Source organism: bacterium, from assembly GCA_035703895.1.
GTDB lineage: Bacteria > Sysuimicrobiota > Sysuimicrobiia > Sysuimicrobiales > Segetimicrobiaceae > Segetimicrobium.
The window spans coordinates 1-12,698 of sequence record DASSXJ010000095.1 but is presented as its reverse complement, the minus strand read 5'-3'; the positions used below and the strand labels follow the sequence as shown (position 1 = coordinate 12,698).

At 64.9% G+C, this 12,698-nt stretch carries 13 protein-coding genes; 11 read left to right on the top strand and 2 right to left on the bottom strand.

Translation table 11 applies throughout. The features are described 5' to 3' along the window. Positions 1-263: nitroreductase family protein (locus VFP86_06585; protein ID HET8999294.1), on the bottom strand; the 263-nt coding region annotated here is incomplete at its 3' end. Positions 264-392: 129 nt separating this feature from the next. Between VFP86_06585 and VFP86_06580 the strand changes: the two genes are divergently transcribed. From VFP86_06580 to VFP86_06545, 8 genes are all read left to right on the top strand, one after another. Next, complete coding sequence (locus tag VFP86_06580) at positions 393-1,208, top strand: polysaccharide deacetylase (protein ID HET8999293.1); 816 nt, start codon at positions 393-395, stop codon at positions 1,206-1,208. A 232-nt stretch (positions 1,209-1,440) separates the two neighbouring features. Further along, positions 1,441-3,036: an ABC transporter substrate-binding protein gene (locus tag VFP86_06575; GenBank protein HET8999292.1), complete on the top strand. Its 1,596-nt coding sequence runs from the start codon at positions 1,441-1,443 to the stop codon at positions 3,034-3,036. 12 nt (positions 3,037-3,048) lie between these two features. Next, complete coding sequence (locus tag VFP86_06570) at positions 3,049-3,975, top strand: ABC transporter permease (GenBank protein HET8999291.1); 927 nt, start codon at positions 3,049-3,051, stop codon at positions 3,973-3,975. Next, positions 3,941-4,825 (top strand): ABC transporter permease, encoded by an 885-nt coding sequence (locus tag VFP86_06565; protein ID HET8999290.1) that lies wholly within the window; start codon positions 3,941-3,943, stop codon positions 4,823-4,825. The genes VFP86_06570 and VFP86_06565 overlap by 35 nt, the downstream gene beginning before the upstream one ends. A 342-nt stretch (positions 4,826-5,167) precedes the next feature. After that, positions 5,168-5,998, top strand: coding sequence for a pyrroline-5-carboxylate reductase (gene proC / locus VFP86_06560; GenBank protein ID HET8999289.1), 831 nt, complete (start codon positions 5,168-5,170; stop codon positions 5,996-5,998). A gap of 88 nt (positions 5,999-6,086) precedes the next feature. Then, positions 6,087-7,700, top strand: a complete 1,614-nt coding sequence (locus VFP86_06555; GenBank protein HET8999288.1) for an ABC transporter substrate-binding protein — start codon at positions 6,087-6,089, stop codon at positions 7,698-7,700. An 82-nt stretch (positions 7,701-7,782) separates the two neighbouring features. Beyond that, the gene (locus tag VFP86_06550) at positions 7,783-8,787 is read left to right on the top strand and encodes an ABC transporter permease (GenBank protein HET8999287.1); all 1,005 of its coding nucleotides are present in this window, start codon (positions 7,783-7,785) and stop codon (positions 8,785-8,787) included. After that, positions 8,787-9,665, top strand: coding sequence for an ABC transporter permease (locus VFP86_06545; protein ID HET8999286.1), 879 nt, complete (start codon positions 8,787-8,789; stop codon positions 9,663-9,665). The genes VFP86_06550 and VFP86_06545 overlap by 1 nt, the downstream gene beginning before the upstream one ends. A 38-nt stretch (positions 9,666-9,703) precedes the next feature. On the opposite strand, the gene VFP86_06540 is transcribed toward VFP86_06545, so the two are convergent. Then, positions 9,704-10,675: a hypothetical protein gene (locus VFP86_06540; protein HET8999285.1), complete on the bottom strand. Its 972-nt coding sequence runs from the start codon at positions 10,673-10,675 to the stop codon at positions 9,704-9,706. 172 nt (positions 10,676-10,847) lie between these two features. Between VFP86_06540 and VFP86_06535 the strand changes: the two genes are divergently transcribed. From VFP86_06535 to VFP86_06525, 3 genes are all read left to right on the top strand, one after another. Next, on the top strand, positions 10,848-11,387 hold the full coding sequence (locus VFP86_06535; GenBank protein ID HET8999284.1) for a hypothetical protein: 540 nt from the start codon (positions 10,848-10,850) through the stop codon (positions 11,385-11,387). Positions 11,388-11,473: 86 nt separating this feature from the next. Continuing rightward, positions 11,474-11,965, top strand: coding sequence for a hypothetical protein (locus VFP86_06530; protein ID HET8999283.1), 492 nt, complete (start codon positions 11,474-11,476; stop codon positions 11,963-11,965). Positions 11,966-12,007: 42 nt separating this feature from the next. Continuing rightward, entirely contained in the window at positions 12,008-12,550 is a 543-nt protein-coding gene (locus tag VFP86_06525) for a hypothetical protein (GenBank protein ID HET8999282.1), read from the top strand. Positions 12,551-12,698: the final 148 nt, after the last annotated feature.

The window sequence follows — 12,698 nt, the reverse complement described above, 5'->3', positions numbered from 1 at the left end:
CGGAGTTCCACGTGGATCGCCGCCTCCGGCGTGCGGAGTTGTTCGAGGTCCGGGCGCCACCGCCGCGCCATGCGTTCGGCAAGCCGCCGCTTCACGTCGGGGGACTCGATCACGACAAACCGGGTCGGCTGCGCGTTGTGGGCCGACGGGGCGGAGATCGCGGCCTCGAGCAGGGTGCGCACGAGGCCTGCCGGCACCTGCGCATCCGTGTAGAATCGCACCGTTCGCCTCGCGGTGAGCACTTCGGGGATCGAGGAAGCCATCACGAGGACATGCTTCTCGGCGAGCCGCGGGGCCCCTGCCGCGGGGTGCCGGGGCCGTGATAGCGTTTGGGGTCGGAAGCGTATGCTACCATGACCCCAGCCTGGATCGCGAACGGAGGGGGTAGAACCTTGACCGCAACCAAGGACGCATGCAATGTATGTCTGACCTTTGACTTCGACGCGGAAAGCATCTGGCTGGGCAAAGATCGACAGTCGCCCAGTGTGCTTTCCCGAGGGACGTACGGGGCGAAGGTGGGTGTTCCGCGGATCCTCGATCTGCTCGGACGCTACGATATCAAGGCCACGTTCTTCACGCCGGGCTGGGTAGCGGAGCAACACCCTCACGAGGTCAAGGCGATCCACAGTGCCGGTCACGAGGTGGCGCATCACGGCTACCTGCACCAGGTGAAACCGTACGACATGAGCCCGGCTGAGGAATGGGAAAACCTCGAGCGCGGGGCGCGGGCTTTGGAGACAGTCACGGGCCAGCGTCCCGTCGGCTACCGATGCCCGGGTGCCGTGATCAGTCCGGAGACCTTTGGGTTTCTCATCAAAGGGGGGTTCCTCTACGACTCCAGCATGATGGATGAGGAACGGCCCTACCTGATCCACGTGCCCGGTCAGACGAGCGCCCTGGTCGAACTGCCCGGCAGCTTTGAACTCGACGACGCTCCCTATTTCCTCTTCTCCTTCAACCCGGCCTACAGGGTGGGCAATTCAGATCCGGACAAAGTCCTGCGAATCTGGCAGACGGAGTTTCGCGGCCTCCATCGAGAGTCCGGACTGTTCATGATTATGTTCCACCCCCAGGTGATCGGACGGCACCATCGCATGGACATCCTGGACAAGCTGATTCGGTACATCCGCGGGTTCGTCGGCACCGCCTTTCGCCGTTGCGATGAGTTGGCGAGGGATTTTCGCGCCCAGCCGGCAGCCAGGGCATGAAGGCGCTCTTCGATTTCATCGACGCGCACGCGTCGCAGTACGTGTCCGACCTGCAGCCTCTGTGCCAACATTCATGCCCCGAACGAGAACATCTTTGTCGAAGACTACATCCAGACGATCAAAGGCATTGGGCTCCTGATGGCGGAGTATGGAAGGAGGGTGTAAGGCTCTCCCGAAGCCCTGAGAGAGCCCACATTCAAGGTCCCGGATGCGTGGAAGGGAGGTCGGTCTAATGTCAGGGCGAGTTCGCCTTGCCGCGGTGACTCTGTTGGCGCTCGCGCTCGTGCTGCCATCGGGCAGTCCGACGCTGGCGCAGGCGCCCCGGACCGGAGGCACCCTCGTCTATGGGATACGCCAGGAACCCAGTACCACCGACCCTCACGGCTCGGCCGCGGCCGTCGCCCAGCGTGTGGTGGCCGCTATGTACGACAGCCTCGTGTTCATGACCCCCAGGGGCCAGTTCTTGCCGTGGCTGGCGGAGTCGTGGCAGGTCACGCCCGACGCGAAAGTCTATACCTTCAAGCTCCGCAGGGACGTGAAATTCCACGACGGGACGCCCTTCAACGCTGCGGCGGTCAAGTTCAGCTTGGACAGGATCATCGATCCGGCGACCAAGTCCACCTCGGCCATCGCGGCCCTGGGGCCTTATGATCACACGGATGTCGTGGACGACTTCACGGCGCGCGTCCACTTCAAGGACTCGTATGCTCCCTTCCTCTACGCGGCGAGCACGCCGTACCTGGGGATCGTCTCCCCCACCGCCGTCAAGAAATGGGGCGTGGATTTCATCAAACATCCAGTAGGCAGCGGTCCGTTCAAGTTTGACTCGATGGTCCCCGCAGATAACATCACGATGGTACGGAACCCCGAGTACCACTGGCCCCCCAAGGGGTTCTTCACGAACACCGGCCCGGCGTATCTCGACAAGATCGTCGTGAAAACCATCCCCGAGACATCAACGCGGATCGCCACGCTCGAAAACGGGGAAACCAATGCCATCGAGCCGGTCCCCGAGAAAAACGTCGCGGCCCTGGCCCGAGACAAGCGCTACCGCGTCTTGAAGGCTCCGTACCCCGGCGCGCCGCGCCTCGTCTTTCTGAACGTGAAGAAGTTCCCCACGGATGACTTGGCCGTTCGGAGAGCCGTCCTTTACGCGTTCAACCAGGAGCAGATGGTCAGGACGTTGTTATTCAGCGTGCACACCCCCGCCAAGACTCCGCTGACGCCGGCGAGCGTCGGCTACGACAAATCGCTCGCCAGCATGTACCCGTACGACCCCGAGAAGGCCAAGAGCCTTTTGGAGGAGGCGGGGTGGCGTGCGGGAGCCGACGGGATCCGGGTGAAGGGTGGGCGGCGGCTGGTGCTTGATGAGTTCATTATTGGGAACATCGGGCTCGACGAGCCGGCGCAGTTCCTCCAGGGTCAGTTGAGGGACGTGGGGATGCAGGTGGAGATCAAATCGATGGCCCGGGCGGCATGGTACGAGGGGATCAACAAGGGCGATCACAACCTCGTTCCGCTGTTTTACATTTATGCGGACCCGGATTTGCTACGAGGACTCTATCATACCGGGAACATCCCCTTCAACTGGTCACACGTAAGCGACGCTGGCCTCGACCGAGACCTGGAGGAGGCTTACAAGACCCCGGCCCTGTCGAAGCGGATCCCGATCTACAAGCGGGTGCAAGCGAAGGTGATGGATCTGGCTCTGGCCTTGCCTCTCTACAACGAGTTCAACCTGGTGGGCATCCGTACCGAAGTGAAGGGCATGGTGTTCGACCCCACCGCCTATCCGCTGTTCTACGACGTGTGGATCGAAAAGAAGTAACACCGTTTCCCGATGGCGAGGTACCTGCGGCAGCGGCTCACTGGCTCGCTGCCAGTGATCTTCGGTGTGTCGGTGCTGGTCTTCCTCATGCTCCATCTCGTCCCCGGAGATCCGGTCATGGTACTCCTGGGCGAGCATTCCGCCGCGGACACGGCGGCCCTGGACAGGCTGCGTCAGACGTTGGGGCTCAATGACCCCTTGCCTGTCCAGTACGGCCGATTCGTCTGGCGGGCGCTTCACGGCGATCTGGGCCGGTCGATCCGCCTCAACCTCCCCATCACCGAGTTGGTCCTCCAAGCGTTGAAGCCGACGGCGATCTTGGCGGTCGCGGCCATGGCGGTTGCGGTGGCCGGGGGGGTGTTGTTGGGCGTGATCGCCGCCGTCCACCGTGGGCAGCTCATGGACAACGTGGCGATGTTCCTCGGCCTCGTCGGAGTCTCCATGCCAGGCTTCTGGCTGGGGTCTCTGCTCATTTTCGTCTTCTCAGTCCAACTCGGCTGGTTTCCGGCAACGGGGCAGGGCGGGCTCAATCGCCTGGTGTTACCCACCCTGGCGCTGGCCCTCGCCCCTCTGGCCGTCCTGGCACGGTTGGTGCGCTCGAGCATGCTGGAGGTGTACCGGCAGCCCTACGTCACCACCGCGCGGGCCAAAGGGTTGACCGAGAGGGTCGTCGTGTATCATCACGCGCTCAGAAATGCGCTCGTGCCGGTCGTGACGCTGGCGGGACTCGAATTCGGACGCCTGCTGGCCGGGGCGTTCGTCATCGAGACGGTGTTTTCGCGGGTCGGCCTGGGCCGCCTGGCGATCACCGGCATCCTGAACAAGGATTTTCCCGTGGTCCAAGGCGTGGCGCTGCTGGTGGCCCTCATCTACGCCGGGATCAACTTGCTCGTCGACCTCTCCTATGCATATCTCGATCCGCGGGTTCGCTACGGTTAGGTCCCCGGCAGCCCTCCCTGGCTTCGATGCCGCCCGGCGGCTCTCGCAAAATGCCGGTGCCGGCGCGGGTGGAATCCTGCTCGTGGCGTTGCTGGCCATCGCCGCCCTCGCTCCGGTGCTGGCCCCCCGCGATCCGCTGAGAATCAGTCCCCAATACAGCCTGATACCGCCGGGCCGGGAATTCTGGTTTGGCACCGACCAGTTCGGCCGGGACCAGTTCAGCCGGGTGGTGTGGGGTGCGCGTCTCTCGCTGCGGGTGGGCGTCATCGCCGTGCTCATCTCTGTCGGAGCCGGGGTGCCGTTGGGCGCGGCGGCAGGGTATTACGGCGGATGGCTCGACCTGGCCGTCATGCGGCTGATCGATCTGATGCTGGCGTTCCCCGGCATCCTGCTCGCCCTGGTGATCGTGTCCATCCTCGGGCCGGGCTTGAATAATGTGATGCTGGCTGTGGGAATCTACGGCATTCCATCCTACGCCCGGGTGGTCCGAGGATCGGTGCTGGTGCTTCGAGGGCAGCCTTTTGTCGAAGCGGCCCACGCGATGGGATGCGGGGCGCCTCGCCTCGTGGCCCGGCATGTGCTGCCGAATGTGGTGGCGCCGATCATCGTCCTTTCCAGCCTGAATGTGGCCGGGGCCATTCTGACCAGCGCCGCCCTCTCCTTCCTGGGGCTGGGGGCGCAGCCCCCCACGCCCGAGTGGGGAGCCCTGTTGAACGCTGGGCGCGATTGGGTCCGGGAGGCCTGGTGGCTCACCACGTTTCCCGGATTGGCCATTATGATCACGGTGCTGGCGATCAACATGCTTGGAGATGGCCTACGGGACGTGCTTGATCCCCAGCTTAGGGAGTGAGCATACATGGCCGAATGCATTCACGACCCGTGCCGGCGAGTCATTGACGGCCGTTCAGGTGGATGGTACACTAGCGGGACAATAAAAGAGCCGTGACGGGGAACGTAGGACGTCGTCCCTGCGCCAAGAGAGCGGTACCGAAGGCTGAGAGGGCCGCCGCAGGTCCGTCCGAACCCACCCTCGAGCTGCTCCGGGGCGGCGAGAGCCGCGGAACCGGAGCCGGGTCGCCCGAGACAGCGTGAGTGCTCCAGCCGCCTCGGCTGGGGAACAAAGGTGGTACCGCGGAAGCGCCTCTTTCGCCCTTTGGCGAAACGGGGCGTTCGTGTTTGTGGAGGGTGAGCGATGGCCGAATATATGGTTGGCATGATCGGCGCGGGAAACATGGCGGAGGCGTTGTTGCGCGGCGCATTCGATGCAACCATCCTCACGCCGGCTCAAATTCTCGTGACCAACAAATCCAACGACGAGCGGCTCGCGCGGCTCGGCCGCGCGTGGCCCGTCCGCACGACGCGGGACAAGGCGCATCTCGTGGCCGAGAGCGACGTGCTCGTTCTGGCCGTCAAGCCGCACGACATGTCCACTGTGCTCACCGAGATCGCCCCGCACATAGGCACCCGCCACCTGGTCGTGTCGGTGGCGGCGGGGATCTCGACCGAGACGATCGAACGGCGGCTGGGGGAGGTCCCGGTCATCCGGGCCATGCCGAACACGTCCACGGCGGTGCGCGCGTCGGCGACGGCGATCGCCGCGGGCCGGCACGCCACCGCCGGCCATCTGGCGATGGCGCGCGAGTTCTTTGAGGCCGTCGGATGGGTCGGGGTCGTTCCGGAGTCGCTGCTCGACGTCGTGACCGCGGTGTCAGGGAGCGGACCCGCGTACGTGTACGCGCTCGCCGAAGCCCTGGTGGAGAGCGGAGAGCGGGCCGGCCTCCCCCGGGATCTCGCCCAGGTACTCGTCGCGCAGACCGTGCTCGGCGCGGGGAAGATGCTCACCGAGACCGGCGACGGCCCGGGGGTGCTGCGTGGCCGGGTCACCTCGCCGGGTGGCACCACGATGGCGGGTCTCGAAGCCCTCGAGCAGGGCGGGCTGCGCGCTGCGGTAGACGCCGCCGTGACACGGGCCGCGCACCGCGCCCGTGAACTCCGTGAGCCGTCCGTCCGCGGCCGGCGCTAAGGCGCCCTGACCCTCTGACGCAGGGCCTTCCCTTCCCGTGGGCGTACTGTAGCGGGGAATCACGAATGGATCCTCGAGGAGGGGAAGCATGATGAGGCACGCGCTGTTGCGGTGGTTCCTGCCGCCGTTCCTGATGCTCGCACTGGTGCCGGTGGGGCTGTGGGGCGTCGCCCAGGCCCAGGCGCCCAAGACCCTCGTGATTGCGATCGGCGCGGATCAGACCGGGCTCGATCCCCAGACCGTGGAGAACAATGAGTCCGGGTTCATCATGGCCACGATGTACGACTCGATCGTGAACTACAAGCCGGGATCGAGCGTGGTCGGCCCAGGCCTCGCCGAGAAATGGGAGATCTCGCCGGATGGCAAGGTGTACACGTTCCATTTCCGGCACGGCGTCAAGTTCCACGACGGGACGCCGATGAACGCGCGAACCGTTGCCCAAGATATCGACCGGGCCATCAACCCGCAGAATCCGTGCTACGTCCTGGGCCGGAAGGGCGTCGACACCTACGACGACTTCACCTACGGGTCGGTCAAGGACGGAAACGTGGTCAAGATGGACGCGTTGAACGATGACACCCTCCGGTTCACGCTGCCGAAGCCGAACGCCCCGTTCCTCAGCAGCGTGGCGATGGTCTGGCAGGCGATCGTGAGCCCGGAGGCCACCAAGAAGTACAACTGCGACGCCAGCCAGCATCCAGTGGGGACGGGCCCGTTCAAGTTCGTCGAGGCCGTCCGCAACGACCATGTCACCGTGGAGGCGAACCCGGACTACTGGGGGGGCAAGCCGAAAGTCGACCGGATCATCTTCCAGATCGTCCCGGAGAGCGCCACCCGCATGCTCAAACTCGAGCGGAACGAGGCGCAGATCCTCGCGGATGTTCCCCCGTCCGACTACTCCCGCGTCACCGGCAACAAGGACCTCAAGCTCTACCAACAGCCGGGGCTGACGATCTTGGGCGTGGCGATGTCCAACGACATGGGCCCATTCAAGGACAAGCGCGTCCGGCAGGCGATGAACTACGCGGTGGACAAGGACGCGATCAACAAGGGGCTGTACGGGGGCGCGACGACCGCCGGCCAAGGGATGCCCCCGGTGCTCTGGGGGTACAACAAATCCGTGACGCCGTACCCGTACGACGTCAACAAGGCCAAGGACCTGCTGAAGGAAGCCGGGTTCCCCAACGGGTTCTCGACCGAGATGATGGTCTACTCCAATCCGCGGGGCTACAACCCCATCGGGGGCGCCAAACTCGGGGAAGCCGTCCAGGGCTATTTCGCGAAAGTTGGCGTCAACGTCAAGATCACTCAGTACGAATGGGGCGCCTACCTCGACAAAGTTCGCCACACCCCTTGGGAGGGGTTTTCGATCCTGGGGTGGTCTGGAGACAATGGGGATCCCGACAACTTCCTCGGCGACCTGTTCGAGTGGGACGAGATCGCCGGGGCGAAACGCCCCAACAACAACGCGCGTCACCGCAACCCCGATTACGATAAGCTGATGGTGCAGGGCCGGCTGGTCAGCGACCAGGCCAAGCGGGCGCAGATCTACGAGCAGGCCAACAAGATTCTCCATGACGACGCGCCGTGGGTCTTCATGAACTACACGAACCAGGTGCGGGCGGCGCGCGCGAGCGTGCAGGGCTTCCTGCTCAACCCGCTACAGATGTTCTTCCATATGGAACAGGTCTCGCTGCAGTAAGCCGGCACGCGACCACCTGAACCGACCGACGGGGGCCCGAGTCTCGCTTTGCGGGGGCGGGCCCCCGGCGCGCCTGTGGCTGATGCTCAAGTACATCGCCGGACGGCTGGGACAACTCGTCCCCGTGCTGATCGGGATCAGCATCCTGGTCTTCTTCGGGATGCATCTCGTTCCCGGCGACGTCGCCCAACTGCTGCTCGGCGACAAGGGGACCGACGCCGACCTCCAGCGTCTCCGCCACCAGTTGGGTCTCGATCAGCCGGTGTACGTGCAGTACGCGCGATTCCTGATCGGGGCGCTGCACGGCGACTTCGGCGTCTCGCTCCGGACCCGCCAGTCGGCGATCTGGGAGATCGGGCAGGGGCTGCCCGTCACGATCGAGCTCAGCCTGGCTGCCCTTGTGTTTGCCGTCGTCTTCGGCCTGGCGATCGGCGTGGTTGCGGCCCGCCGGCCCCATTCGCTCGTGGACACCTCGGCGATGATCGGGGTCCTGATCGGTGTCTCGATGCCGGTGTTCTGGACCGGGATCCTGCTGTTGCTGGTCTTTGGCGGGATCTTGGGGTGGCTGCCGCTGGGAGGGATCCTGGAGGGCGGGATGGCCGTCCGTCGCATCACCGGCATGCCTCTGGTTGACGGGTTGCTGACCGGGAACGGGCCGGTGGTGCAGAGCAGCATCCGGCATCTCGTCCTTCCGGCTGTGGCACTCGGCGCGACCTCGATGGCCACGATCGCCCGCATGGCGCGGTCCACGATGCTGGAGGTCCTGCACCTCGACTACGTGCGGACCGCTCGGGCCAAGGGCGTGGGCGAGCGCCGGGTGGTGAGCCACCACGCGCTCCGCAACGCGCTCCTGCCCGTCGTCACTCTCGTCGGACTCCAGTTGGGGCTCCTCCTCAGTGGCGCCGTGCTGACGGAAACGATCTTCGCGCTCCCGGGACTGGGGCGGCTCGCGATCACGAGCGTGCTGGCGAGGGACTATCCGGTAGTGCAGGGGGTCGTCATTATCGCGGCGGGAATTTTCGTGCTCGCGAATCTCCTCGTGGACGTGCTCTACGCGTACCTGGACCCCCGGATCCGGTACGGCTAATGGCGAACGCCGTCCTCGCCCCCAGCCTGCCGCGCCGCGCCGCCGCCCTCTCCTGGCATCGCCTTCTCCGCAGCACCAACCTGGTGGTGGGGGCCACCGTTCTCATCCTCGTGGTCGCCTCTGCGGCGTTCGCCCCCCAGGTCGCGCCGTACAGCCCGATCGACCAGGCATTCACAGACCAGCTCAAACCCCCGTCGCTCGCGCACCTGTTCGGCACCGACGAGTTCGGCCGGGATATCTTCTCCCGCGTGCTCCATGGGGCCCGGATCGCCCTCGTCATCGGCGTGCTGGCCGACGGGATCGCCGCCGCCCTCGGGGTGTTCCTCGGGGTGATCTCCGGATACGTCGGCGGAAGAGTCGACGCGGTGGTGATGCGATCGGTCGACGTCATGCTCGCGTTCCCGTACCTCTTGCTCGCGATGATCGTCGTGGCGATCCTGGGGCCGAGCCTGACGAACGCGATGATTGCGATCGGGATCGTCTACACGCCGCAGTTCGCCCGGTTGGTGCGGGGCGCGGTCCTGGCCATCAAAGAGCAGGAATTCGTCGAGGCCGCGGGGGCCGTCGGGGCGGGGATCACCAGGATCCTCGGCCGCCACGTCCTGCCCAACATCCTCTCGCCCATCATCGTCATGGCGACACTGACCGTGGGGTTTACGATCGTCGAGACCGCCGGGCTGTCGTTTCTCGGCCTGGGGGCCACCCCGCCCACCCCGGAATGGGGATCGATGCTCGCCACGGGGCGGTCGTTCATGCTGACGGCCCCGTGGATCGCCACCTTTCCCGGCCTCGCCATTCTCGTCACCGTGGTCGGGTTCAACCTCGTGGGCGACGGCCTGAGAGATCTGCTGGACCCAAGGCTCCGCGGCCGCGACTGAGGGTGCCCGCGGCTCAGCTTAGGCAAGCGCAGCGCGGGCTACGAGCGGAGAGGCTTGACCGGGCGTAATTCCTCTAGGTGTTGACGCAGGTAGCCGAGCAACCTGCGCCGCTTCTCCGGACCGCGCCTCCCCTCCGGCGGAACCGCTTCCGCGGCGCCGAGTAGCAGGTCAGGGTCGATGGAGGCAACGCGATCATAGATGGAAGCCCAGCGCTTTTTGACCGTGGCCAGCGCCGCGTGCAGCGTACGGCCCAATTCGGCGTCGGTGAGTCCGAGCAGCGCGTGATGCAAGAGTTCTTGTTCCTCAGGCGCAAAGTGGAATCTTGGTGGTACGTACGAAAAGACTTCAAACGCGTACGTTCCCTCCCGCGCCAGAGCCTCCGCACGAGTCGTGCCGATCAGATACGGGTGTCGGCCGAGCGGCGGCGGCGGCACGGCGCCGCTGCGGAAGAACGCCTCATAATCCGTGTAGAGCCTTGGTCCCCGTGCCGTGTAACGTTCGAGTTGGGCTTCACCGTACACCTCATCGATGAAGTCCTTCAGGCGGTAGCCGCGATGATAGGCGCGGAATGCGTCGAAAAGGAGAATACGGGCCTGGGAGACCTCGTCTGGGGTGAGCGAGTCCTCCATGACGCCGTGATGCATGATCAGGAGGTGGAGCCCCGCTCCGGAGTTCGCCTCGCGGATGGCGTCGAGGTCAAGGAGCGGCGAGCATCCTCGAGCCCATCGATCGAGGACGTGCTTGTCGATGTAGGGGGGCAACTGAGTCTTGGCCTCGTGCGCAAACTCTTCGGTGACAAAGACGCTGAGGCCGAACCCGACGATCTGCGACCCGGGCAGGCGCTTTCCATCATAGATCACCGCCGACTCCGCGCATCTCCTCGCGAGGACCTCGCGCCACAAGCGCAGAAGACCGGGTCTCATCGCGTCGTCGAAGAGCGGCCCCTCCGGGATCAGGGCCAGGCAGGCGTTCAAGTCCGCGGCCCTCGTGGGCCGGTACATCAGGGGCATGGTTCCTCCCACGGTACGGCCCATGGGGCTCCACTCCGCCGCAATGAATTACCCTTTTAGCATATTGATTCCTTTGGCCCAGGCGGATAGTGTTTTGGGGAGTGCGGGATCAGCCGCACTTGCCGTACCTGTAGTAACTCGCGAGCGAAAATGAGTTGTCGGGGAGGCGATCATGAAGCGAACGCACATCGTGGTGCTCTTTACGACTCTCCTGATCGCGACGGCCGTCCAACTGCCAGCCGCTGCAGCCACCAAGTACCAGCCGTGCTCGTTGTTGACGGCTGCGGACCTGGAGGCGGCGCTGAGCGCGAAGGTGGATCGCTTCGCCGACAGAGACACCACGATCTCCGGAGGGCCTTTCAAGGGAGAGATCATGTCGACCTGTGACTGGGTCGTGGGGTCCACGTATGTCTCCCTGAACGTCATCCGGGGACCGAAGAACCCGCAAGAGCAGGCCGCTGGCCTGGCGAACCTGCGGGCGCTACAGGAGGGTTTGAAGAAGCGTGGGTGGGCGGTCGAGCCCGGGAACATCCCAGGCGCCGAGTGCGCATCCGCGAAGCCTCCGGCCAGCGAACCCACGGCGCTCCCGGGCGCGTCGTGCTTCATGGTGAGCAAGGGGCTGACGTTTTCGCTCGGAGTAAATCGCAAGGGCTCGGTGACGGTGCAGGAAGTGAAGGCCCTGGCCGACAAGGTCGCGGCCCGGCTGCCGTAACGGGCCGAGGCAGTACGCTCGTGGATGCCATGAGCGCCGAAGGGGGAAAGCGTATGCAAAGGATTCGCAGGTGTGGGGGCGCGACGATGATCGCTGTTTCGCTTGCTGCGATGGCGCTTTTCGCCGTCGCGATCGCACCGGCTGCGGGTGCGCTTTCTATGAAGGCCTGCCAGCTGATCACTGCCAAGGATGTGCAGAGTGTGCTCGGCGACGGATACACCGCCCAGAACATGATGGAGAACGAAATCATGTCACAGTGCGCATACACCAAGGGCAAAGAAGCGGTCAAGGAAGCCGCGGTGAGTATCAGTCTGCAACAGACCATCTATGACTCGGTCCAGTACCTCAAGACGGCGCAGGAGGGCATCAAGCAGAATGGAGGGCCGGCGGTGACGCCGGTGGGTGGGCTGGGCGAGGGTGCATTCTATGTTGTCGACCCCAAGCAAAAGCCGCCCATCCTCTTACTCCAGTTCGGAAAGGGCAAGCTGGAAGTGGTCCTCTCGGTCTTGAGGGGCGGGAAACCCGACATTGAGGCTGCGCAGAAGCTGGCCAAGATCGCGTACTCGAGGCTGAAGTAGGACAGAGGGAACCAGCAACGTCGACGACAGGGGGAAAGCAGCATGCGCAGAGCACTGGTCCTACTGACGGCCGTCCTACTGGCTGCAACGGTGCCGGCCCCGGCCGGTTCTGCGACCAAGTACAAGCCATGCACGCTGCTCACCACGACGGATCTGGAAGGGGCGCTGAAGGCGAAACTCTCCAGGGGTCAGCAGGAAGGCGGAAACGTTGAGGATGAACCTGGGCCGCTTAAGGGCGAAACCATCGACTGGTGCTCGTGGATTTTGGGCCCGCCGACAGTCGGCGTCGTCCTGCGCGTAACCCGCGCGGTGGCCTCGATCTCGCAGATGGCCGACTATGTCTTCACCCCGCTCGAGGAATCGGCCAAGGGGATGGGCGCGACGGTCAAGCGCGTGAAAGTTGCGGACGCCGAGTGCACCGTCTTCGGGAACGTCACAGGGGGTCCCAGTCCGGTCAAGAACTCCATGCTCTGCCTCACCGCGGGCAAGGGGCGTGCCCTTTCCATCGAGATCAACAGCGCGACGCCCGTGCCGGCGTCGGTGGCCCAGGGGCTGCTGGCCAAGGCCATCACGAGGTTGCCCTGACCGGCGACCGCGGGCTGCGATGAGGAGACTCAGGGGGGTGGGAACGCCATGGGGTACCTCGGTCTTGGTGTTCTGCCTCGCGAAACCTGGCTTGTCAGCGGGTCCCGGGTTCCCCACAAGGCCACCGCTGAAATGGCTGCCTGGGAAG